Annotated in this window: 21 protein-coding genes; 1 reads left to right on the top strand and 20 read right to left on the bottom strand. The window is 64.6% G+C overall.

The genetic code is table 11. The features are described from left to right. Positions 1-20 precede the first annotated feature (20 nt). From LWF01_RS04830 to rpsB, 16 genes are all read right to left on the bottom strand, one after another. Positions 21-830 carry a TSUP family transporter gene (locus tag LWF01_RS04830; protein ID WP_349639911.1) on the bottom strand — a complete coding sequence of 270 codons (810 nt, stop codon included), beginning with the start codon at positions 828-830 and terminating at the stop codon, positions 21-23. Between the two features lie 3 nt (positions 831-833). After that, complete coding sequence (locus tag LWF01_RS04825; protein ID WP_349639910.1) at positions 834-2,621, bottom strand: proline--tRNA ligase; 1,788 nt, start codon at positions 2,619-2,621, stop codon at positions 834-836. Positions 2,622-2,766: 145 nt separating this feature from the next. Continuing rightward, positions 2,767-3,633, bottom strand: coding sequence for a GNAT family N-acetyltransferase (locus tag LWF01_RS04820; RefSeq protein ID WP_349639909.1), 867 nt, complete (start codon positions 3,631-3,633; stop codon positions 2,767-2,769). 22 nt (positions 3,634-3,655) lie between these two features. Next, entirely contained in the window at positions 3,656-4,792 is a 1,137-nt protein-coding gene (gene ispG, locus LWF01_RS04815; RefSeq protein WP_349640822.1) for a flavodoxin-dependent (E)-4-hydroxy-3-methylbut-2-enyl-diphosphate synthase, read from the bottom strand. Positions 4,793-4,819: 27 nt separating this feature from the next. After that, on the bottom strand, positions 4,820-6,163 hold the full coding sequence (locus LWF01_RS04810) for a M50 family metallopeptidase (RefSeq protein ID WP_349639908.1): 1,344 nt from the start codon (positions 6,161-6,163) through the stop codon (positions 4,820-4,822). After that, positions 6,160-7,344 carry a 1-deoxy-D-xylulose-5-phosphate reductoisomerase gene (dxr, locus tag LWF01_RS04805; protein ID WP_349639907.1) on the bottom strand — a complete coding sequence of 395 codons (1,185 nt, stop codon included), beginning with the start codon at positions 7,342-7,344 and terminating at the stop codon, positions 6,160-6,162. The genes LWF01_RS04810 and dxr overlap by 4 nt, the downstream gene beginning before the upstream one ends. A gap of 63 nt (positions 7,345-7,407) precedes the next feature. Then, on the bottom strand, positions 7,408-9,306 hold the full coding sequence (locus LWF01_RS04800) for an AMP-binding protein (protein WP_349639906.1): 1,899 nt from the start codon (positions 9,304-9,306) through the stop codon (positions 7,408-7,410). A gap of 6 nt (positions 9,307-9,312) precedes the next feature. After that, a complete protein-coding gene (locus tag LWF01_RS04795) occupies positions 9,313-9,870 on the bottom strand; it encodes a DivIVA domain-containing protein (RefSeq protein WP_349639905.1) in 558 nt (185 codons plus the stop codon). A gap of 12 nt (positions 9,871-9,882) precedes the next feature. Then, positions 9,883-11,046, bottom strand: a complete 1,164-nt coding sequence (gene rlmN / locus LWF01_RS04790; protein ID WP_349639904.1) for a dual-specificity RNA methyltransferase RlmN — start codon at positions 11,044-11,046, stop codon at positions 9,883-9,885. Between the two features lie 6 nt (positions 11,047-11,052). Then, positions 11,053-12,483: an FAD-binding oxidoreductase gene (locus LWF01_RS04785; RefSeq protein WP_349639903.1), complete on the bottom strand. Its 1,431-nt coding sequence runs from the start codon at positions 12,481-12,483 to the stop codon at positions 11,053-11,055. Beyond that, entirely contained in the window at positions 12,480-13,040 is a 561-nt protein-coding gene (locus tag LWF01_RS04780) for a histidine phosphatase family protein (protein ID WP_349639902.1), read from the bottom strand. Before LWF01_RS04780 ends, LWF01_RS04785 begins: the two co-directional genes overlap by 4 nt. A gap of 20 nt (positions 13,041-13,060) precedes the next feature. Beyond that, positions 13,061-13,942 carry a phosphatidate cytidylyltransferase gene (locus tag LWF01_RS04775; protein ID WP_349639901.1) on the bottom strand — a complete coding sequence of 294 codons (882 nt, stop codon included), beginning with the start codon at positions 13,940-13,942 and terminating at the stop codon, positions 13,061-13,063. Position 13,943: 1 nt separating this feature from the next. Beyond that, entirely contained in the window at positions 13,944-14,501 is a 558-nt protein-coding gene (frr, locus tag LWF01_RS04770; RefSeq protein WP_349639900.1) for a ribosome recycling factor, read from the bottom strand. 111 nt (positions 14,502-14,612) lie between these two features. Beyond that, positions 14,613-15,344: a UMP kinase gene (gene pyrH / locus LWF01_RS04765; RefSeq protein ID WP_349639899.1), complete on the bottom strand. Its 732-nt coding sequence runs from the start codon at positions 15,342-15,344 to the stop codon at positions 14,613-14,615. Positions 15,345-15,455: 111 nt separating this feature from the next. Continuing rightward, positions 15,456-16,283: a translation elongation factor Ts gene (gene tsf, locus LWF01_RS04760; protein WP_349639898.1), complete on the bottom strand. Its 828-nt coding sequence runs from the start codon at positions 16,281-16,283 to the stop codon at positions 15,456-15,458. Between the two features lie 83 nt (positions 16,284-16,366). Continuing rightward, the gene (rpsB, locus tag LWF01_RS04755) at positions 16,367-17,374 is read right to left on the bottom strand and encodes a 30S ribosomal protein S2 (RefSeq protein ID WP_349639897.1); all 1,008 of its coding nucleotides are present in this window, start codon (positions 17,372-17,374) and stop codon (positions 16,367-16,369) included. 491 nt (positions 17,375-17,865) lie between these two features. On the opposite strand from rpsB, the gene LWF01_RS04750 reads away from it, so the two are divergent. Continuing rightward, on the top strand, positions 17,866-19,023 hold the full coding sequence (locus tag LWF01_RS04750) for a peptidoglycan DD-metalloendopeptidase family protein (RefSeq protein WP_349639896.1): 1,158 nt from the start codon (positions 17,866-17,868) through the stop codon (positions 19,021-19,023). A 182-nt stretch (positions 19,024-19,205) separates the two neighbouring features. On the opposite strand, the gene LWF01_RS04745 is transcribed toward LWF01_RS04750, so the two are convergent. From LWF01_RS04745 to LWF01_RS04730, 4 genes are all read right to left on the bottom strand, one after another. Further along, positions 19,206-20,213, bottom strand: a complete 1,008-nt coding sequence (locus LWF01_RS04745) for a tyrosine recombinase XerC (RefSeq protein ID WP_349639895.1) — start codon at positions 20,211-20,213, stop codon at positions 19,206-19,208. Between the two features lie 91 nt (positions 20,214-20,304). After that, positions 20,305-21,588, bottom strand: a complete 1,284-nt coding sequence (locus tag LWF01_RS04740; RefSeq protein WP_349639894.1) for a DNA-processing protein DprA — start codon at positions 21,586-21,588, stop codon at positions 20,305-20,307. Then, the gene (locus LWF01_RS04735) at positions 21,585-23,099 is read right to left on the bottom strand and encodes a YifB family Mg chelatase-like AAA ATPase (RefSeq protein WP_349639893.1); all 1,515 of its coding nucleotides are present in this window, start codon (positions 23,097-23,099) and stop codon (positions 21,585-21,587) included. Before LWF01_RS04735 ends, LWF01_RS04740 begins: the two co-directional genes overlap by 4 nt. A gap of 29 nt (positions 23,100-23,128) precedes the next feature. Continuing rightward, a complete protein-coding gene (locus LWF01_RS04730; protein WP_349639892.1) occupies positions 23,129-23,488 on the bottom strand; it encodes a YraN family protein in 360 nt (119 codons plus the stop codon). Positions 23,489-23,637 lie beyond the last annotated feature (149 nt).

The following is a 23,637-nucleotide window of genomic DNA, read 5'->3' as shown; positions in this document are numbered from 1 at the left end:
CCACGTGCTGTCAGAGCCGCTCAGCCGAACAGCGGCGCGAGCACGTCGAAGGCGAGTTTGACGATCAACACGCCAACCACGACGAGGAAGATGACCCGGACGAAACCGCTGCCTCGAGCGACCGCCATCCGGGCGCCGAGGTAACCGCCGGCGACGTTGGCCGCTCCGATCAGCAAGCCGAGGCCCCAGAGCACCGAACCGTGCGGGACGAAAAAGAGCAGCGCACCCAGATTCGTCGCGCAATTCACGATCTTGGCCTTCGCGGAGCCTTCGAGGAATGTATAGCCCAGCAGGCCGACCAGGCTGATTACCAGGAATGACCCGGTGCCCGGGCCGATCAGTCCGTCGTAGAACCCGATGCTCAGGCCGAGCAGCCACGCAATGCCGTGGTGTTTTACCGGCGAGTGCCCGAACCTTAGCGCGGCGGCGGTGCCGAGCGACGGTTTGAACAGGGTGTACAGCGCGACGGCGACCAGCACCACGAGGATTATCGGCATGAACAGCTCTGCTGGCAGCAGGGTGGCGCATACCGCGCCGCCGACGGCTCCGGTCAGCGCCCACCCCGCCATTGGCAAAGCTGTCTTCAGATCCGGCTTCACCCGCCGCACATAGGTGGCGGAAGACGTGAGGGTGCCACAGATCGAGCCGAGTTTGTTTGTCGCCAGGGCCTGTACCGGCGAGATGCCTGGAACCAGCAGCAATGCCGGTAACTGGATCAAACCGCCACCGCCGACTACCGCGTCCACCCAGCCGGCGGCGAAACCGGCAATGACGAGCAGGACCAGGGACAGCAGCGATAGTTCGGCGATGCCGGCGCCACTCAGCTCCACAGCTTAGGCGCGGACACGGTCGACCACGTGGTTGACCACGTCGTCGACCGCAATGTTCTCCGCTTCGCCGGTTGCCCGGTTCCGCACCTCAACCACGCCGTCGGCAAGGCCGCGGCCGACGACGACGATAAGTGGCATCCCCAGCAGTTCGGCATCACCGAACTTGACGCCTGGCGATACTTTCGGCCGGTCGTCGTAAATGACGGTGACGCCATTCTTTTCCAGGCTTTCGGCGATGGAATTCGCGGCCGCGAACAGTTCCTCCCCCTTGCCGGTGGCCACCAGGTGCACATCGGCCGGCGCCAGGTGGCGCGGCCAGACCAGGCCCTTCTCGTCGTGGTTGGCCTCGGCGATCGCGGCGAGCGCGCGGGTGACGCCGATGCCGTAGGAGCCCATCGTGACTGTCTGCAGCTTGCCGTTGACGTCGAGCACCTTGAGGTCCAGTGCCTCCGCGTAACGACGGCCGAGCTGGAAGATGTGGCCGAGCTCGATACCGCGGGCAAGTTCCAGCGGGCCGGAGCCGTCCGGGGCAGAGTCGCCTGCCCGGATTTCCGCCGCCTCCACGACGCCATCGGCGGTGAAGTCCCGGCCATAGACCAGGTCGAAGACGTGTCTGCCGTGCTCATTGGCACCGGTGATCCACCGGGTGCCCTCCACGATGCGCGGGTCGACCAGGTAGCGCAGTTTGCTTGCCCGGTCGATGCCGAGAAGCTGCTCCTCGCCGATTCCCGGCCCGATGTATCCCTTGACCAGGAGCGGATTCCGCGCCAGGTCCGCCTCGGTGGCCTGCTCCACGGCAACCTCTCCGGCCCCGAACACGCCACTGGCCTCGATCCGGCCGAGGTCGACTGCCCGGTCGCCGGGCAGCCCGACGACGGCGATCTCGCGTTCGCCGTCCGGGTGCGTCACTGCAACGACCACGTTCTTCAGCGTGTCGGCGGCAGTCCACTCGCGGTCGGTGCGGGGCTGGTCGGCATTGGCGGCGGTAACCAGGGTCTCGATCGTCGGTGTGTCAGGGGTGTCCTCTACGTGCGCCGCCGGGGCGTCCTGGTAGGGGATGGCGTCTGGCACCACCGTGGTGACGGCCTCGACGTTCGCCGCGTAGCCCCCCGCCGAACGCACGTAGGTGTCCTCGCCGACCGCGGTCGGGTGCAGGAACTCCTCGCTGCGCGATCCGCCCATCGCGCCGGACATGGCTGACACGATCACGTAGTCCAGGCCGAGCCGGTCGAAGATCCGGATGTACGCCGCGCGCTGCGCCTGGTACGACCGGTCCAGCCCGGCATCGTCGATGTCGAAGCTGTAGGCGTCCTTCATGCTGAACTCGCGGCCGCGGAGCAGGCCGGCCCTCGGCCGAGCCTCGTCGCGGTACTTGCTCTGGATCTGATAGAGCATCACCGGCAGGTCCTTGTATGACGAATACAGGTCCTTGACCAGCAGCGCGAACATCTCCTCGTGGGTTGGCGCCAGCAGGAGATCGGCATCCTTACGGTCCTTGAGCCGGAAAAGAGCCTCGCCGTACTCGGTCCAGCGGCCGCTGGCCTCGTAGGGCTCGCGCGGCATCAGCGCTGGGAAGTGGACCTCCTGCGCGCCGATCGCCTCCATCTCTTCCCGGACGATTCGCTCCACCTTGGCCAGCACCTTCAGGCCTAGCGGCAGCCAGCTGTAGATGCCCGGCGCCGCGCGCCGGATGTATCCCGCGCGGACCAGCAGTTTGTGACTGGCGACCTCGGCGCCGACCGGATCCTCCTTCTGGGTTCGCACGAAGAGGGAGGAAAGACGCATGGGCATGGCGGTGGGCTCCTGAAGCTAAATGGGAATGCCAGACAAGCCTATCGCAGCGGTCATCCGCCCGGGGTATCGGTTTGGCACGCCCCGGCCACGGACATTCGCGGATCAAAACCGAACTGTCGCGATCAGAACGACCAGGCGCGGATCAAAACAAAACGGTGGCGAACGAGCCGATCTGCTCGAAACCGACCCGGCGATAGGCGGCAAGCGCCCGCTGGTTGTAATCGTTGACGTACAGGCTGACCAGCGGCGCAATTTCGCGCCTGGCCGCCATCGCAACGGCCGCCATCCCCGGAGCTGCCAGCTGCTCGCCCCTCCGACTCGGGTGCACCCAGACACCCTGAATCTGAACAGCGGACGAGCTGCTGGCGCCGATGTCGGCCTTGAACACAACCTGCCGGGCCCCTTTTGCCGGCCAGCCATCGACGTCGTCCTCGATCCGGGCAAATGACTGTCCGCGTGAGATCAGGGATTCAACCCGGCGCCGGTAGTCGTTACCGCCATCGGAGCTGACCGGCGAGTACCCGACTTCTTCTTCGAACATCGCAACAGACGCGGCGAAGATCACGTCGAGATCGCGCTTTCTAGCCCGGGTCACCCCGGGATCAGCAGCTATCCGCGGCGGCCGGTTGAGCAGCATCAGTGGCTGATTTGCCCGGATCTCGCGCGGATCCGGCCAGGTGGAAAGCTGGGACGCCAAATCCAGCACCGGAGCGGAGAGGCCGACGAGCGACGAACATCGGCGCGGCCGGCTGGCCAGATGCTTAGCGAAGGCGGCTATGGCATCAGGCTGGGCGTTGACCGGGATGACATTCGCACCGTTCCATAACGCCGACACCAGCGTGCTGTCCCGGAAGTAGCCCCACAACTCCCCCGCCATTGAATGCGGATCCGCGCTTCCGGCGCCTTCGATCCGCCCCGCGACGAAGACATTCGTCACCGGGTCCAGATCGCACAGTGCGCGCACGGCGGCCGTGTCTGATCGGCCGAGCAGCCTTAACGATGAGCCCACGGTGCTCCGTTGCCTCGGCCGGTTAGGAGACTGACACTTCGGGTACGCCTGAGGGCGTGCCGTCGGCCTCCATCGACTCGGCGATCTTCATCGCCTCTTCGATCAGGGTCTCGACGATCTGCGCCTCCGGCACCGTCTTGATCACCTCACCCTTGACGAAGATCTGGCCCTTGCCGTTTCCGGACGCCACTCCGAGGTCGGCCTCGCGTGCCTCACCCGGCCCGTTGACGACACAGCCCATTACCGCCACCCGTAGCGGGATCTCCATGCCCTCCAGACCGGCCGTCACCTTGTCGGCCAGGGTGTACACGTCGACCTGGGCCCGGCCGCAGGACGGGCAGGAAACGATTTCGAGCTTCCGGGGCCGCAGGTTCAGCGACTGCAGGATCTGGGTACCGACCTTGATTTCCTCGACCGGTGGCGCTGATAGCGAAACCCGGATCGTGTCGCCTATCCCCTGGGACAGCAGGGCGCCGAACGCGGTGGCCGACTTGATCGTGCCCTGGAATGCCGGGCCGGCCTCGGTCACGCCGAGGTGCAGCGGCCAGTCGCCACGTTCGGAAAGCAGCTCATAGGCACGCACCATGACGACGGGGTCGTTGTGCTTGACCGAGATCTTGAAATCGTGGAAGTCGTGCTCCTCGAAGAGCGATGCCTCCCACACGGCCGACTCGACGAGGGCTTCGGGAGTTGCCTTGCCGTATTTTTCCATCAGGCGCGGATCGAGCGAGCCTGCATTGACGCCGATCCGGATCGATACACCGGCATCGCGCGCCGCATCGGCTATCTGCTTGACCTGGTCGTCGAACTTCCGGATGTTTCCCGGATTGACCCGTACCGCGGCGCAACCGGCATCGATCGCGGCATAGACATACTTCGGCTGGAAGTGGATGTCCGCGATGACCGGAATCTGCGACTTTCTTGCGATGGCTGGAAGCGCCTCGGCGTCATCCGCGCTCGGGCAGGCAACACGAACTATGTCGCAGCCTGCCGCCGTCAGCTCCGCGATCTGCTGCAGGGTCGCGTCGATATCCGTTGTCGGAGTCGTAGTCATTGACTGCACGCTGATTGGCGCGTCCCCGCCGACCTCGACCTTGCCGACCTTGATCTTGCGGGTAGCCCTGCGAGGCGCGAGCACCGGTGGGGGCAGGGCGGGCATTCCGAGATTCACATTCACTGTTCAATCCTAGAAGAGTGTTATTGGTTTAACGATGTCGGCGTATGCCAGGAGCACAGTCATCACGAGCATGACTCCCACGACGACGTATGTCAGGGGCAGCAGCCGCGCGGTGTCTACCGGGCCGGGATCCCGCCGTCTGAAGATTTTCGCAACCCAGCGCCGAAGCCCTTCCCACAGCGCACCGGCGACATGCCCGCCGTCCAGCGGAAGCAGCGGCACCAGGTTGAACGCGAAAAGAAACATGTTCAGGGTCGCAAGCAGGTTGATCCCGATCTGGGACTTGTCCACGATATCGAGCTTGTCGGTGCTCGCGATTTCGCCGGCGACTCGGCCAACGCCGATCAGTCCCACGGGGCCTTCCGGGTCACGTTCTTCCGAGGAGAACGCCGCCTTGCCAACGTCGACGAGCCGGGTTGGCAGGTGAATTATCGCGTCGACGATCGTGGTGAACGTGCCCCAGATCTCGCCGGGCAGCTGGGTCAGGGGCAGTTGCACCCGCTCATTCGTCGGGCTCACGCCGAGGAAACCGGCTTCGACTGTCTTCACCGCACCCGAGTCATCGACGACGGCCCTTCCTTCGTCGTCGACGACCGCCTGCTGGGAGGCGATGATCGCTACCCGAAGGGTTTCTGTCTCGCCGCCGCGCTCGATGACGACCGGCACGGTCTTCCCAGCCTGGGCGCGGATGGCGTCTTGCAGCTCTTTCCAGCTGGCCACCCCGGTGTCCGCCACCGACACGATGACGTCGCCCGGCCTGATACCGGCCAACGCGGCGGGTGCCTTCGGATCGGCCGCGAGGCACTTGTTGCGGCTCTCCGCCGAGCGCTTCTGCGCCTCGTCCGCGCTCACAACACATTCCGACACGCTGCTCACGGTTGTGGTTGGCTGCAGAGTGCCGAATCCGCTGAACACCACGCCGAGCAGGACGACGGCGATCAGCAGGTTCATCACCGGACCGCCGAGCATCACGACAAGCTTCTTCGGCACGGAGAGGCTGTAGAAGGTCCTGCGCTCCTCGCCGGGGGCCACATCCTCGTTCGACAGTTTGCGTGCGTCGTCCATCACTGTCTGGAACATCCCGGTCGTTGACCGGCGCACCGAGCCGTCCCTTGCCGGCGGGTACATGCCGGCCATGGCGATGTAGCCGCCGAGCGGCAGTGCCTTCAGCCCGTACTCGGTGTCACCGCGCTTGCGGCTGAAGATCGTCGGACCGAAGCCGACCATGTACTGACTGACCTTCACCCCGAACAGCTTTGCAGGCACCAGGTGCCCGATTTCGTGCAGCGCGATCGACACAGCAATCCCGAGGATGATCAGGATCACACCTGCGGCGTAAAGAAGCCCGGTCATCGCAGTCGCCGCCCTACCTGGGTGCGAGCCCACTTTTCGGCGGCAAGAACTCCATCGAGGGTCAGCTCGTCATCGGGAACGTGCTCGGCGACGATGTCGGCGGTCGCCCGGACAATGTCCACGAAGGAGAGTCTGCCCTGGTGGAAGGCCTCGACGCACTCTTCGTTCGCGGCGTTGAAAACGGCGGGGAATGTCGCTCCTGCCGTTCCGACCTTTCGGGCAAGTTGGAGGGCGGGGAACGCCGCGTCGTCGACAGGTTCGAAGGTCCAGTTCGCGGGAGACGACCAGTCGTTCGGGGTGACCGAGCCGGGCACCCGGCGCGGCCAGCCCAGCGCGAGCGCGATCGGGAGCTTCATGTCCGGCGGCGATACCTGGGCAATTGTCGAGCCGTCGACGAACTGCACCATCGAATGGATCTGCGACTGAGGGTGGATCACCACGTCGATCCGTTCAAAGGGAATGCCGAACAGCAGGTGGGCCTCGATCACCTCGAGGCCCTTGTTCACCAGAGTTGCGGAGTTGGTGGTGATAACCCGGCCCATGTCCCAGGTGGGATGCACGAGTGCCTGTGCCGGAGTCACGTCCGCGAGTTGCTCTGCGCTGTACCCGCGAAATGGCCCCCCCGAGGCGGTCAGCACCAACCGCTGCACCTCCTCCGGCGAACCGGAGCGCAGGGCCTGGGCGATGGCGGAGTGTTCGGAATCAACCGGAATCAGGCTGGCTCCGTTGCGTTGCGCGGCGTCGAGAACCAGCTGCCCGCCGACGATCAGGGATTCCTTGTTCGCCAGCGCCACGTCGGTTCCACGGGCCAGGGCGGCAAGTGTCGGTTCGAGTCCCACCGAGCCGGTTATCGCGTTGAGTACCATGTCACAGCTAGTGGCAGCCAGGTCCGCGGCGGCCCGTTCGCCGAGCAGAATCTCCGGCTGTGGCACGGCTGTGCCGAGTCGGCCGGCAGCGGCAGCGATCGCCTCCCTGACTTCGCCCACTCCTCCGGGCGGCGAGGCGGCAAGCGCCACGGCATCGACGCCGAGCGTCACAGCCTGTTCGGCCAGCAGAGAGAGGTTCGAACCGGCAGACAGCGCGATGATCCGGAATCTCTCCGGATTCGCTTCGACGACCTCTATTGCCTGCGTTCCTACCGAGCCCGTGCTGCCAAGCAGGACGATATTGCGAATATTCACGGGGCCAATCCTGCCATCTCCGCCTGTGTGTTGGCTCTTAAGGTCAAGCCGTGCGCGTTGAGGTCAGGCAGGGTCGCCACGCAGCACAGGAGTCAGTGCGTCGAGCACTCCGGCATCCTCGATCGTCCCTGGAACCAGCGGCTGAGTGCCCTCGGCGATCTGCCGCATTGTCTTCCGCAGGATCTTGCCGGACCGCGTCTTCGGCAAGGCGGCGACGACGTCGATCCGGCTGAGCGCTGCCACCGGACCGATCTCGGCGCGGACCAGATCGACGAGCTCCGAGCAGATCCGCGGGTTCTCCGAACTGGGAATGCCGGCCTTGAGCACGACGAGCCCGCGCGGCAGCTGTCCCTTGAGCCGGTCGGCCACCCCGATCACGGCACACTCGGCGACGTCCGCGTGGGCTGACAGCACGGCTTCCAGTGATCCGGTCGACAGCCGGTGGCCGGCGACGCTGATCACATCGTCGGTCCGGCCCATCACGAAGATGTAGCCGTCCTCATCGATGTAACCGCCGTCGCCGGTGAGGTAGTAGCCATCGAAGGTCGAGAGGTATCCGTCGACGTAGCGCGCGTCATCACCCCAGACCGTGCTGAGCGTTCCGGGCGGGAGCGGCAGTTTGATCACCAGCTCACCCTCGACTTCCGGCGGCAGCTGTCGCCCCTCGGCGTCGAGCGCCCTCACGTCGTATCCCGGCACCGCGACCGACGGTGAGCCGGGTTTCAGCGGGAGTGTTTCCAGGCCCCGAGGGCTGCTGGCGATGGGCCAGCCGGTTTCGGTCTGCCACCAGTTGTCCACGACCGGTACCCCGAGCAGTCTGCCCGCCCACTCGAACGTGTCAGGGTCGAGTCGTTCACCGGCCAGGAAAAGGGTCTCCAGGCTGCTGATGTCGTGCTCGGCGAGACGCTCGCCGTCGAAGTCTTCTTTCTTGATCGCGCGGATGGCGGTTGGCGCGGTGAAGAGTGCCTTGACGTTGTGCTCGGCCACGATCCGCCAGAACGCCCCGGCGTCCGGGGTACCCACCGGCTTACCCTCGTAAAGCACGGTTGTCGCACCAGCCAGCAGCGGACCGTAAACGATATACGAATGACCGACCACCCAGCCGACGTCACTGGCGGTGAACATCACGTCGCCGGCGCCGACGTCGTACAGGTTTGGCAGCGACCAGCGTAGGGCCACCGCGGAACTACAGGCGCGGACGATGCCCTTCGGCTTGCCGGTGGTTCCGGAGGTGTACAGCACGTACAGCGGGTCGGTGGCCGCGACCTCGACCGCCTCGGCCGGCTGGATCGAGCCGTCACGCATCAGCCGTTCAAGGTCGTACTCGTTTTCGCCGAGCTCAGCAACTGCCTGCGGACGTTGGAAGACGAGAAGTGCGGCCGGCGAGTGCTCAGCGCGCTCCAGCGCGGCAGAGATCATCGGCTTGTACTCCACGATCCGGCTCGGCTCGATCCCCGCCGAAGCCGCGACCACGACCTTGGGCTTTGCGTCGTCGATCCGGCTAGCTATCTCGCCCGCCGCGAAGCCGCCAAAGACCACCGAATGAATCGCGCCGAGCCTGGCGCAGGCAAGCATGGTGATCACGGCCTCGGGGATCATCGGCATGTAGATGACGACCCGGTCGCCGCGTTCCACCCCGAACACCCGGAGCACACCGGCGCATTTCGCCACCCGGTCGAGCAGTTCGATGTAGCTGTAGCTGACCTTCGAGTTGGTGACCGGCGAATCGTAGATCAACGCGGCCTGCTCGCCACGGCCCTCGATCACGTGCCGGTCGAGCGCGTTGTAGGAGACGTTGAGCGTGCCGTCTGGGAACCATTGGTAAAAGGGAGGGTTCGAACTGTCCAGAGCCCGGGTGGGCTTCCTGATCCAGCGGATATCCCTGCCGGCTCGCATCCAGAAGCCCTCGGGATCGCCGATGCTTTCCTGATACGCCTGCTGGTACGTCATCGGCTCGGCCATTACGTCCTAGTCGACCGCGGCCATGACTTCGACGACCCGGTCCAGGAAGGCATCGACCTGATCTTCGTCATAGGCTTTTTCGCCTTTGCAGGTCCGGAACACCGCACGACGGGACTCGTCCACGCTCATGCTGACGCCGTCGTTGAAGTAGCCCCTCAGCTTTTCGCAGAGTGCATCGACATCGGCGGGCTCGTAACCAACTTCTCCCCGGGCGGCGCGATTGAAGCGCTCGCCGTCCGGGCGTTCCAACCGGCCGCGCAGCGATGCCGCGGACCGCGAGAGCTCGGCCATCCAGGCATCCTGGCCGCGCTGCTGGATTAGCCGGTCGCGCTGGCGCTGGGCGAAGGCGTCTTCCAGTCGGTCGAGGGCCGCGTCGACCACGGCGACGTGGTAGCCCTTTCGGACCAGATCGAAGCCGACTGTCCGGACGGACTGCGCCGTCAGATCATCGGCTTCCGGTACGTCACGTTCAAAAGACTCCCGGGCCTTGGTGAAGAACCTGTCGACCTGATCGGGGTCGTAACCGTTTTTCCAGCCCGACATAGTGGGAAACGTGGTGCTCATTGAAATGTCTCCTTACTCCGCCGCCGCCAGCTGGCCGCATGCTCCGTCAATTTCTCGTCCGCGGGTGTCCCTCAGCGTGGTGGGGATCCCCGCGTCGCGCAGCCGCCGGATGAACTCCGCCTCGACGCTTGGCTCGGATGCCGTCCAGATCGAGCCAGGGGTCGGGTTGAGCGGAATCGGGTTGACATGAACCCAGCCGCGCCCGCGCTTATTGAGTTTCTTCGCCAACAGGTCGGCCCGCCAGCCGTGATCGTTCATATTCTTGATCAGGGCGTACTCGATGCTGACGCGACGACCGGTTTGCACAAAATAGTTGTAAGCCGCGTCCAGCGCCTCGTCAACTTTCCAACGGGTATTCACTGGAATGATCTCGTCGCGCAGCTCGTCGTCGGGAGCATGCAGGGAAAGGGCGAACGTCACTGGGATGTCTTCCGCGGCCAGCTTGTTGATCGCCGGAACAAGTCCGACGGTGGACACAGTGATGTGGCGGGCGGAGAGCCCCAGCCCTTCGGGAACGTCCGAAACGAATCGGCGAACCGCGGCCATAACCGACTTGTAGTTTGCCAGCGGCTCCCCCATACCCATGAAGACGATGTTCGTGACCTTGTCGGCCGGAGCGTCATCGCCCCTGGCCAGTCCGCTCAGGTCGCCCGCGGCGATCACCCGGTTCGCCTCGATCACCTGATGGACGATTTCGGCCGTCGACATGTTGCGGGTCAGCCCAGCCTGCCCGGTCGCACAGAAGGGGCAGTTCATCCCGCAGCCCGCCTGGCTCGAGACGCACAGCGTGATGCGTCCCGGGTAGCGCATCAGAACGGATTCGACCAGCGCTCCGTCGAACAGCTTCCAGAGGAACTTGATCGTGTTGCCGTCATCGGTGCGCAGCTGATGCACCTTGTGCAGCAGAGGCGGCAGCATCTCGCCGACCAGCTGTTCCCTGGTGCTCTTCGGCAGATCGGTCATCTCTTCGGGATCGACAGTGTTGTGCCCGAAGTAGTGCTGCGAGAGCTGCTTGGCCCGAAACCCCTGGACGCCGAGCTCCCCGGCCCTCTCCTGACGCTCGGCCAGGGTCAGGTCGGCCAGGTGCTGCGGCGGCTTCTTGCGCCGCGGCGATCGGAACTGCAGCAGCGGGCGATCGCCGGCATTGGGCGTGACTTGCGTTTCGGTGGTAGACATCATCGCCTATTGTTCCACGATGTGCGGCTCGGCCTGTAACGTCGCCGCGACAGTCGCGGCGCTGAAAACCTTGCCGGGATTCAGAATGCCGGCCGGATCGAGTGCGGTTTTGATCGCTGAATGCATGTCCAGCACGGCCGGCTGTAATTCCGCGCGCAGCCCGTCCCGCTTCAACAGGCCGATTCCGTGTTCACCGGTGACGGTTCCGCCGAGGGCTATCGCGTCTGCGATGATCTCCTCGAAGGCGGACTGGGCCCGGTGCCGGGCAGCGGTGTCGCCGACCGGTGTGATCAGCAAGGGGTGCAGGTTGCCGTCGCCGGCGTGCGCAATATTGGCGATCAGAGTGTCGTGCCGGACCGCGGCGGCCTCGATTCGGGCCAGCATCTCCGGAACGAGAGCCTTGGGTACACAGACATCCTCGGTGAGCACCGGCCCGAGTCTTTCCAGAGCTGGATAGGCCAGCCGCCTGGCAGCGAACAACGCATCCGCTTCTTCCTGGTCGGTCGACACCGCCGCCCAGGTCGCCCCGCCCTCGGTGAAGCAGCGCTCGATCGTGGCAGCTTCGACATCGCCGGCCTGGCCGGGAGTGTCACAGCGGCCGAGCAGCACGACGTTCGCATCGACGGAGAGACCCATGTTCTTCCAGTCGTCTACCGCCTTCAGGCAATGCCGGTCGATCAGTTCCAGCGCGGACGGGATGACGCCGGACGCCGAGACCAAGCTGACTGCGAGGCCTGCGTCGACAACCGAATCGAAGTAGCCGGCGATGGTGCGCTCCGCCGCACGGGCCGGACGCAGGCTCACGGTCACCTCGGTGATGACGCCAAGCGTGCCCTCGGAGCCGATCATCAGGCCGCGCAAATCGTATCCCGCGACTCCCTTCGCGGTTCGTCGGCCAAGCCGCACTATCTCGCCGGTGCCGGTGACGACCTCAAGTCCGAGCACGTAATCTCCGGTGACCCCGTACTTGACGCAGCAGACGCCGCCGGCATTAGTGGCGACGTTGCCACCGATCGTGGACCAGGGGGCACTGGCCGGGTCCGGCGGGTACCAGAGCCCGTCGACGGCGACGGCGGCTCGAAGGTCATCGTTCACCACTCCGGGCTGAACCACGGCGAGGCGCTCGTCGGTATTGATTTCCAGCACCGAGTTCATTGCGTCAAAAGCCAGCACGATGCAACCGGCCAGGGCGTTCGCACCGCCGGAAAGTCCGGTTCCCGCGCCGCGGGGCACAACAGCCACCCGGTTGGCGAAGCACCAGCGCACGACGGCAGCGACGTCCTCGGTGGTACGGGGACGCACCACCGCAGCCGCTGGCTCATACTCGGCCCACTCTGCCTCGTCGTGCAGGTAGCCGGCCATGACGTCCGGGTCGGTGACCAGCCTGTCGGCAGCGACGAGCGATGCCAGCGCCTCGATGATCTGTTCTGGGTTCACGAGGCTGCGTCCTCCCGCCACGCGCCCCAACCCTGAACCAATACTCCGCGCTCGAGAATGCAGTGATCCGGCATCAGCAGTCGCTCCCAGGCGGCCAGATCGACCGGCGCGCCGGTCAGCTCGCTGACCAGCAGCAACCACGGCGTGCTATGTCCGACCAGCACCAGATCCTGGCCGTCGGCGTCGGCCTCAAGCCTGGCGACCGCGTCGGTGATCCGACTCCTGGTTTCCCGCGCCGGCTCCCAGCCCTCGGCCACCGGCATGTCCTCGGTGACAAGTGCCCGGTGGATGTGGATGGCGAAATCCTTGACCCAGGTGTTGGGCCGCCGCTGTTCGCCGAGCTGCTCGACCTGGAGGACGGGCGTGGAGGTCAGCCGCTCTGCTGTCTGCAGCGCCTTCGGCTCGGTGGAAGAGATCCAGCGAGCGTCGTCCGGAAGGACGCCGCTTGCCAGCAGCCGGTCGATGTCGTCGTGCCCCGCAGGATCGAGGTCCCAGCTCGCGGGCTCCCGATCCTGGTCGATAAGCGGTGCGCCGTGACGTACTAAGTGAAGTCGCATATTCCTAGTTCATTCCAGATCTAGTTCATTCCGGGGAGGATCATGAAGAGCAGGTAGGCCACAGGAGCGGCGGGCAGAATAGAATCCAGCCGATCCATCACGCCGCCGTGGCCGGGCAGCAGTGTGCCCATGTCCTTGAGGCGGAGGTCCCGTTTGATCATCGATTCGGCGAAATCGCCGAGCGTGGCGGTGACCGGCATAACCAGCCCGAGTACGACGGCGATCCACCAGGGGCCATCCAACAGCCACGGCACCAGCCACAGCCCGATGCCGATCCCGAAGACTGCCGAACCTGCGAAGCCTTCCCAGGACTTCTTCGGGCTGATCTTCGTTGCGATCGGATGCTTGCCGAAGAAGATTCCGATGATGTAGCCGCCGAGATCGCTGGCGACGACGAGCGCGAGGAAGATCAGTACCCTTGCCCAGCCCTCGGGATGCTCCAGCATCAGCACAGTGAAGCAGGCCAGCAGGGCGACATAGCCGATGGCGAAGATACCGAGGCTGACGTCCTTGACCGCCTGCGGCTTGCGCTCCAGAACTCCCCAGAGCAGGATCGCGCCGCAGGCGAGGGCGAAGCTGACCCAGAGTGCTTCTGCTCCGCCGAAGTGCGTTGCGACGACCATGCACGCGCCGCCGACCATCGCCGGAACCCGGGCAACCCGCGCGCCGGTGCGGTTCAGCGCGGCGCCTAGTTCCCAGAGCGCCGCCATCACGCCGGCAATCACCACCAGAACGTACAGGTCCGGCATGATCAGCAAGGAGCAGAGCACAGTCGCCCCGATCAGGGCGCCGACGATGATCGCAGATGTGAGGTCTCTTCCGGCCCGTCCGTGATCGATGACGAGTGGTTCAGCCCGTCGGCGGCCGTGCGACCGGGAAACTTCCGGCGAGGAGGACATCATCCTAGACCTCCAGAAGTTCGGTCTCCTTGGAGGACAGCAGCTGGTCGACGAGTTCGACGTGCTTCTTGGTGATGGATTCGAGTTCGTTGGCGCCCCGGGTCACCTCGTCCTCGCCCGCTTCGCCGTCTTTCTGGATCCGGTCAAGTTCTTCTTTGGCCTTGCGCCGGACGCTTCGGATCGCGATCTTCGCATCTTCGGCCTTGGTGCGAACCACCTTGACGTACTCTTTACGACGCTCCTCGGTCAGCTCAGGGAGCACGACCCGGATGATGTTGCCGTCGTTCGACGGGTTCGCGCCGATGTCAGAGTTACGCAGGGCGTCTTCAATCGCTCCGAGGCTGCTTCGGTCGTAGGGGGTGATCACCAGGGTGCGCGCTTCAGGGTTCTGGAAGGATGCTAGCTGCTGAAGTGGCGTCGGCGAACCGTAGTAGTCAACGACCACCCTGGAGAACAGCGACGGGTTGGCGCGGCCGGTCCGGATGGTACTGAAGTCTTCTTTCGCGACCTCAACGGCCTTGTCCATCTTCGTCCTGGCGTCGCCCAGAGTTTCCTGAATCACTGCGTCCTCGCTTCTTTATGTCTTACGTGTCTTCGCCGGTGGCCTTGTTTGCGTGCGTGCCGGCCAGTTGTGGACATATTCATGTCCACCCGGGGCGTGTCTTACGGTGAGTCAGCCGGCCTCGACGACGGTGCCGATTCGTTCGCCCCGTAGCGCCCTACTCAGGTTACCGTCACCCTCCATACCGAACACCACCATCGGTAAATCGTTGTCCATGCACAGCGTAAACGCCGTACGGTCGGCAAACTGCAGTCCCTGGGCCAATGCCTCGGAATACGTTATCGAATCGATCTTTGTTGCGGAGGGGTCTTTTCGCGGATCCGCGGTGTAAACGCCGTCGACGCCGTTCTTTGCCAGCAGGACCTCGTCGGCCTTGATTTCCAGCGCGCGCTGGGCTGCGACGGTGTCGGTGGAGAAGAACGGCATGCCGGCGCCGGCGCCGAAGATGACGACCCGTCCCTTTTCCATATGGCGAATTGCGCGGCGCGGAATGTAGCTTTCGGCGACCTGCCCCATTGTGATGGCGGTCTGCACGCGGGTGTCCACACCGGCCTGCTCGAGGAAGTCCTGCAGCGCGAGACAGTTCATCACGGTGCCCAGCATTCCCATGTAGTCGGCGCGGGTGCGTTCCATGCCGCGTTGGGACAGCTCCGCGCCGCGGAAGAAGTTTCCGCCGCCGACGACGATCGACACTTCGACGTCTTCGACGACGCTGGCGATTTCCTTGGCGACCCGTGCAACGACGTCCGGGTTGACTCCGACCGATCCCGCTCCGAAGACCTCTCCGGAAAGCTTAAGCAATACGCGTCGTCGACTGATTTTCTCTGCTGGTTCCGGAAGCATTGCGCGGGTCCCTTCGTCGCGGTTTCTACAAGCTTTGTTTCTTTGAATTATCAGCACATGGCAAAGGGGCGATCACATGAAGTGACCGCCCCTAAGCGTGAAGGCACGGTTTTATGCGCCTACGCGGAACCGGGCAAAGCTGCTGGCGGTTACGCCTGCCTCTTCGAGCACCTTGGCGACGGACTTCTTATTGTCCTTGGCGAAAGGCTGATCGAGCAGCACGTTCTCCTTGAAGAATCCGTTGACCCGGCCTTCAACGATCTTCGGCAGCGCAGCCTCTGGCTTGCCTTCGTTACGTGCTGTCTCGTCGGCGATCCGGCGTTCGTTCTCGACGTCGCCCGCGGGAACTTCCTCACGGTCGAAGTACTTCGGTGCGAACGCAGCAATGTGAACCGCGACGTCGTGCGCGGCCTCGGTGTCATCACCCTTGTAGCCGAGCAGAACGCCGACCTGCGGAGGCAGATCCTTGTTCGTGCGGTGCAGGTATGCCTCGACCTTGTCGCCGGTTACCCGGGCGACGCGGCGGAGCACAACCTTCTCGCCGAGGGTGGCTCCACCCTCGTCGATCAGGTCCTTGACCGTCTTGCCGTCGACCTCGGTCGCCAGCAGTGCGTCAGCGGACTCGACGCCGGTCTTGACGGCCAGGTCGAGTACCTGGTTGGCGAGCGCGATGAACTTGTCGGACTTCGCTACGAAGTCCGTCTCCGAGTTCACCTCGACGAGAACGCCTACGCCGCCATCGACGTGCGCGGCAACGAGCCCGTCGGTGGTGGAGCGGCCTTCGCGCTTCGTGACGCCTTTGAGGCCCTTGACGCGCAGGATCTCGATGGCTTTCGACTGGTCGCCGTCTGCCTCGTCGAGAGCCTTCTTGACGTCGAGCATGCCGGCGCCGGTCTTCTCGCGCAGTGCCTTAATGTCTGCAGCCGTGAAATTCTTCACTTCTCTCCTGTCAGTTCCGCCCTGGTTATGGGTGGTGAGCCGGGGGCACGATTAAGGTGTACGTGCCCCCGGCATCGAATGGCTTACTTGTCCTCGGTCGAGCCTTCGGCGTCAGCGGCCGGCGTCTCGGCTGCGGGAGCCTCGGTTGCGGCCGGTGTCTCGGCTGCGTCGCTTGCTTCAGCCGCAGGAGCCTCTGCCGTTTCGGCTGCCTTTGCCGCTTCGGCTGCAGGGGCCTCTGTCGTTTCGGCTGTCTCTGCCGTTTCAGGAGCCTCGGCCGTTTCGGCTGCAGGAGCCGTCTGGCCCTTGTCGCCGGAGCCTTCAAGGAGTTCGCGCTCCCATTCGGCCAGTGGCTCCAGCTCTACGGCCGAAACGTTCTTTTCACCCTGTCCGCTTGCCTTGTTGTGCCGGGCGATCAGACCCTCGGCAACAGCGTCGGCGACGACGCGGGTCAGCAGGGCAACCGAGCGAATGGCGTCGTCGTTGCCTGGGATCTTGTAATCGACTTCGTCCGGGTCACAGTTGGTGTCCAGGATGGCGATGATGGGCACGCCCAGCTTCTTGCACTCGTCAACCGCGAGGTGTTCCTTCTTGGTGTCAACGATCCACACCGCGGAAGGCGTCTTGGTCATGTCGCGGATACCGCCGAGGGTCTTCGACAGTTTGTCCTTCTCGCGACGAAGGATGAGCAGTTCCTTCTTGGTCTTGCCGGAACCGGCAACATCGTCGAAGTCGAGTTCTTCGAGTTCTTTCAGCTTGCGCAGACGCTTGGAGACTGTCTGGAAGTTGGTGAGCATACCGCCGAGCCAGCGCTGGTTGACGTATGGCTGGCCAACGCGCTGAGCCTGCTCGGCAATTGCTTCCTGTGCCTGCTTCTTGGTGCCGACGAAGAGCACGGATCCGCCGTGGGAGACGGTTTCCTTGACGAACTCGTAGGCACGATCGATGTAGGACAGCGACTGCTGCAGGTCAATGATGTAGATGCCATTGCGCTCGGTGAAAATGAAGCGCTTCATCTTTGGGTTCCAGCGACGGGTCTGGTGCCCGAAGTGTACGCCGCTGTCGAGCAGCTGGCGGATGGTGACGACGGCCATGCCGACGCCCTCCTTTCGCACGCGGATTTCCCGCGTCTTGTCGCGGCAACCAGCCCGGTGGGCGGTGACCGCATTCGGTTAATTAGCTGCCCGCCTGTTGACGGGCTTCTCCTGGCGTCCAACGAGAAACCTACGCAGACATCAATCAAGATGTCTGCACCGAAGGAATCTGGCCCGCACTTCGAGGGTCGGCTGCACTAAGGCACTCGATCATCAAGCAGCGGTTTTAGACACGCGTAGTCGACCCAAAGAGTTAGATCTTTAAGTCGCTGGGGTTCATCTTACCCAGGTGCTCCCCTTTCGAGCCAACTGAGGTGCCGACGGCTATTGGGTTGTAGTCCTCGTCACAGCCTGGTTAGTCGTCGTCACAGCCTGGTTAGTCGTCGTCAGGACTGATGTAGTCGTCGTCACAGCCGGACGGCTTGCATGCTTTCTGCACAGATCCTCCCGCCGCGGACATTCTCGCTGCCCATGCGCTGCAGAGTTGGCGCATGGTTCTTCTGCTTCGTCGACTGAGCACGTTCTGCCTGCGCTCGGCGCTACAGCGCTCGGCGCTACAGCGCTCGGCAACTGCCGCACCCTCGGCGGCAGGGCGGCGCTCGGCAACTGCCGCCCCCTCGGCGGCAGGGCGGCGATGTCGCGGACTTCTGCTGGTCGGTTTCACGCTGCTGATCGTTATTGCCGACGCTCAGTTGGGGTGCCCGGTAGCTGCGTCGACCCGCCCGGTAGCTGCGGCGGCGGGCGCTGGGTCTGCCGCCGAAGTTGGGATGCCATCGGCTCAGGAAGCGCCGGAGCGCTGGGAGTGGCCGTTGTTTCCGGTGCCGGAAGTGCTTCGGGCGTTCGACGCGCCCGTGCAGAACTGGCTTCCCGGGCATCGCGGCGTCGACCTTTCTGCCGATCCAGGGCAGGTCGTCCTTGCGCCGGCAGCCGGGATCGTCTCGTTTGCCGGCACAGTCGTCGATCGTCCCGTTGTCACGCTGAGCGTGGATGGCGGCACGAAGATCAGTTTCGAACCCGTGGCCGCGCGGGTCAAGGCGGGCAAGAGGGTCGAAGCCGGCCAAGTGATCGGCACCATCGATGCAGCTGAGTCCCATTGCGTCGGCTGTCTTCACTGGGGCGTGCGGAAGGAAGGCAGATACCTCGATCCGATGTCTTTTGTGATGAACACCGATTCGTCCATCCTGTTGCCGCGGCAACGTGAGCCGAAGCCCGATCCCAAGCCGGAATCCGGGTCCGGCCCGATGGCCTGGGGCGGACACCGGAACGGGCAGATACCGAAATCAGCACTATGTCCGATCTCGCATGCGCCGCACCAGTTTCTCAGGTGTGATGCGGCCCGCTCGGTGGCAGCGATGAACGCCGCGTTCCGCTCCCGGTTCGGCGTTGACCTGGTTATCACCGATGCCTACCGCGACCTTGCCACTCAGCGACTGCTCAAACGCACCAAACCACACCTTTCGGCGACACCGGGCAAATCGAACCACGGCTGGGGACTCGCCATCGATTTCGGCGGCGGAATCAATCGTTTCGGATCTGCGCAACACGTTTGGATGCGGGAACATGCCGGCAAGTATGGCTGGTCCCACCCGGCCTGGGCTCGAGCGGGAGGATCCAAGCCCGAGGCGTGGCATTGGGAGTTCCGAAACTAGCCACGACAACGCAGCTACGTCTCGGGCCAACAGCAACCAGGCTGCTGAAGAACGCGAACCTTGTGCACGGGGGGCAATAAACAACGCGAGCTCGGTGCAAGACCGCGCGCGCATTCAGGGGCGTTCCTGCCAGCAGCCCGCGATCCTCGCTGGCGGAATAATCGCCCGGCGGAATCGCTGGTTTACGCTCTGGGGTGGGCCTGACGGTAACTAGATGTCAATCGTTCCATCGAGACCTGGGTGTAAATCTGGGTAGTTGCCAGGCTCGAGTGACCTAGCAACTCCTGGACGCTGCGCAGGTCCGCGCCGCCATCAAGCAGGTGCGTGGCAGCAGAGTGCCGCAGACCATGTGGCGAGGTGTCAATGGCGTCGGGCACCTGTGCGAGCAGTCGGTGCAGCACGTCACGGATCCGGCGCTGGTCGATTCGACCGCCGCGCGCACCGAGGAACACGGCAGGCGGCGATTGCTCCGTCACGAGTGCCGGACGGCCTCGGCGCAGCCAGTCATCGAGAGCGACGGAAGCGGGCACGCCGTAGGGAACTGCCCGTTCCTTGTTGCCCTTGCCGATCACCTTCAGCAGGCGTCGATCGGCGTCAATATCGTCGATGTCCAGGCCGACAAGTTCCGAGACGCGAATGCCGGTGGCATACAGAATCTCAAGGGCGGCGCGGTCTCGGAGGTGTTCGGGTTGTTTGCCACCGGTCTCCGATGCGCGATCCGCGGCGACATCCATTAAGTCTGTAGCCTGGCCGGCCTTGAGCACCGATGGTAGCCGCCGTTCCTGTTTCGGTGCCTTCAACCGTGAGCTGGGGTCGATCTCAATCAGCGATTCACGTCGGCACCAGGAAAAGAACGTTCGGACGGCGGCCGCTCGCCGGCCGATGGAGCTTCTGGCCAGGCCGGCTTCGGCGATAGTGCCCAGCCAGGTGCGTAAGAGGCCAAGATCGATCAGGTCGAAGTCGTCGCAACCCTGGGCGGCAGCGAAGCGGAGCGCATGCTCGACGTCGGCCAGGTAGGCGCGGACCGTATTGGCTGAGCGGTTGCGCTCCGCGCTCAGATGCCGGCTGAATCGGCTAATAGCGGCAGCGAATGGCTCGGGCAGCGGAGTGTCGCGGCCTTCGGCTGGTGGTCGGTCGGCGGATGATGCTGCACGGGCGGAGCTTTCGAGCTCCCCCTTGGCGCCGGTCATCGTGGTTCCACTAGCTCGCAGGACATAAACCTCAGCCTAACCACGTCGCTCCGCGTAGCCGGCACAACTGTCCGCGAGTCGGCCAGGTCGCTCAGCGCCGGGTGGTCCGCCGCCAGCCGGTTCCGGCTCGAGCTGCCAGTTCTGCCAGTTCCAGGCGGGACAGCCCGGAACGCACCTCGGTCAGCGACATCCCGGCGGACTTCTGCAGCGCGGTGACATCGACGTACTGCCGCACCGGCAGTGCATCGAGCAGCCTGGCGTCCGCTGGCAACAGTGCGTCTGACGCCCGACGTTCGGCCGCCGCCTCGAAGGGGAGCATTGCCGGCGCGGCGGGCGCGGTGACTGTGAGCGGACCGGCAAGTTCCACAAGCTCGCTAATATCGGTGACGCATATCGCGCAGGCCTCGCGCAGCAGCCGGTGGCAGCCCGCCGAAGTGGCCGCGAAGACCGACCCAGGAACCGCACCGACCGGCCGCATCAGCTCGGCAGCCTGATGCGCGGTATTCAGCGCACCTGAACGCCAACCGGCTTCGATAACCACCGTGGCCCGCGACGACGCGGCGATCAGCCTGTTCCGCAACAGGAACCGGAACTTCCGCGGCGAACAGCCCGGTGCTGCTTCGGCCACGATCAGCCCGTTCTCGAGGATCTGGTCGAACAGGGAAGTATTCCCGCCCGGGTAAAAGCGATCGATGCCGCCGGCAAGAAACGACACGGTCGGGACACCAGCTGACTCCCCCACATTGAGCGCACCAACATGTGCCTGGGCGTCAATGCCGTAGGCACCGCCGGAAACCACACAGTACCCTCGGTCAACCAGTCCGTAAGCCCAGTCGGCAGCCAACGCCCGCCCGTATGCCGATGCGTGCCTGGAACCGACCAGGGCAACGGATTCCCGCACCGCGTCCGACAGACTTGGCGCACCTCGAACCCATAGGGCCAGTGGTTCGGTCGGGCCGAGGTCGCGCAGCCGTTCTGGCCACTCATCATCGCCCGGAATGACAAGGCGTCCGCCAAACCGCGCCACGGTGGCAAGATCGCGTTCCGGGTTGAGATCGGGCACCCGGGGCCGCCACCTTTGCAATCCCCTGCCCAGATGGGGCATGAACCCGGCAAGCTCCGGATGGTAGGCCAGCTCGTCGCTGAGCAAGCCCTCGGCACCAGGTCTCTCGGAGGAAGGGCCCTCTCCCAATCCAGCGAGCTGTCGGGCAACGGCGAAGCTCAGCTTCCGTGGCGCCGGCCGATTCGACCTGATCAGTTCGAGCGCCCCGACTGCACCGAGCACCTGGACCAGTGCCCAGGCAGTCTCGTCGCCCGGTTCTGCCAGTCGGGACAGCCCGGCCCGGGCCAGTCGTTCGACGTCAGATGCCGTCATTCCATTCCCTCCCCGCGCTGCCGAAGTAAAAGTGCCGCGAGCACCTCATCGCGGCCCGGCACATCGACCCCGCGCAAGTCGGCAATAGTCCAGGCCACCCGGATGATCCGGTGATAGCCACGAAGGCTCAACATTCCGCGTTCCAGGGTCCGGTCGGCATCCACTGTCGCCGCTCGTGACAGCGCATGGTGTGCCCGGAGCCAGGGAATCTCGGCCTCCGCATTCGTTGTCCAGGCGCACCCGGCGAATCGTGCTATCTGTCTGGCCCTGGCGGCTCGAACCCGCCGGGCTACTTCCGCGGTCGATTCACCGACCGAGTCGTCATGCAGATGAGCCGACCCGACCGGAAACAGTTCAAGTTGCAAGTCGACGCGGTCCAGCAGCGGCCCGGAGAGCTTCGAGATGTAGCGGCGTTTCTGCATTGGCGTGCATTCACAGCGCAGCGCCTTGCCTGTTCCGCGGCCGCATGGGCATGGGTTGGCAGCCATCACCAGCTGAAACCTGGCCGGAAACACGCTGCCGCCCTCGCTGCGCAGAATGTGGAGAGTACCGCTTTCAAGTGGCTGCCGCAGACCTTCGAGCACTCGTCGGTCGAATTCCGGCGCCTCGTCCAGAAAGAGCACGCCGCGATGGGCCAGGGACGCCGCACCGGGCTTCGCAACCCTCCGGCCACCTCCGATCACCGCCACTGCGGTCGACTGGTGGTGCGGATCCTGGTAAGGCGGCCGGGTCATCAACCCGCTGCTCGGGTCAAAGATCCCGGCCACCGAGTGGATTGCGCTGACCTCTTCGGCGGCCTCCTCGTCGAGGTCGGGAAGTATGCCGCTGAGTCTCGAGGCCAGCATGGTCTTTCCGGCGCCCGGAGGTCCGGTCATCAGCAGGTGATGGCCGCCCGCCGCTGCCACTTCCAGCGCCCATCGGCCTTCCTCCTGCCCGGCAACGTCCCGCAGGTCCAAGCTGGCACCCGTCGTTCCAGCACTGGGTGGCTGTATGTCGGCGGGTGGGAGGGGCGGCACCGCGAATTCGCCGCCATGTAAGTTCGCCGCCTCCGCCAATGATTCGGCGGCTCTGACCGTAACGCCGGCGACCATCTGCGCTTCGCGCAGGTTGCCGGGCGCTACCATAAACTCCTTGTTCGTCTTCCGCTTCGCTGCCAGTATGGCCGGCAGCACCCCGGGAACCGCCTGAAGGCGCCCGTCCAGTCCTAGCTCGGCCAGGTGGACAGTTCTGCTCGTGCTTTCGTTGTCGACCCGGGAATCCGCGGCAAGGATTGCCAGCGCAATGCCGAGGTCGAACCCCGTGCCCACCTTCTTGAGGTCGGCCGGACGAAGGTTGACCGTCAGCCTGCGGGCCGGCAGAGTGACACCGGAGTTAGCCAGCGCCGCCCTGACCCGTTGTTTCGACTCGGACACCGACGCATCCGGCAGCCCCACCACGGCTATGCCGGGCAACCCGTCGTTGAACGACGCCTGCACCTCAACCATGTCGCCCCGCAGAGCATCAAGTGACACCGATTTGCTTCGGCCGATAATTGCCCGCGCTACCAATGTGCACCCCTGATATGCGTAAGCTCCGGGCTCGATCCACGCCGTGCCACGATGCCGATCACATCAATCCGGATGCCCGCTGCTTCGACCGTGTGCGCCCGCAACCACAGCGCTGCCAGCAGCCGCAGTGTCGCCAGCTTCCGGTAGGTGATCGCCTCGCAGGGATGACCGGCCGAAACCCCGCGCCGGGTCTTCACCTCGACGACCACAAGGCAGTCTCCGTCGAGGGCCACCGCATCGATCTCGCCGTCCCGACATCGCCAGTTCGTGTCCAGCACGCGGTAACCGAGCGACCGCACGTGCTCCACGGCACGCTGCTCGCCCCACCGCCCCAGTTCGTCCTTGACCTGCATTTTCCGTACACCTCCGCCTGAACCAAGCATGAGATGCGGGGCACAGCCAGGGCGGAGGTGAACGGAAATTGTGGATAACTTACGTTGCGGTGCTTCCTGTGGACGACAGTGTTCTGAGGACTTTAAGGTTCAGCCGGTTCTGACATCCG

The sequence above is a fragment of the Saxibacter everestensis genome (assembly GCF_025787225.1).
GTDB lineage: Bacteria > Actinomycetota > Actinomycetes > Actinomycetales > Brevibacteriaceae > Saxibacter > Saxibacter everestensis.
The sequence above is the reverse complement of the archived record's forward strand: the minus strand, read 5'-3'. Positions and strand labels throughout refer to the sequence as shown.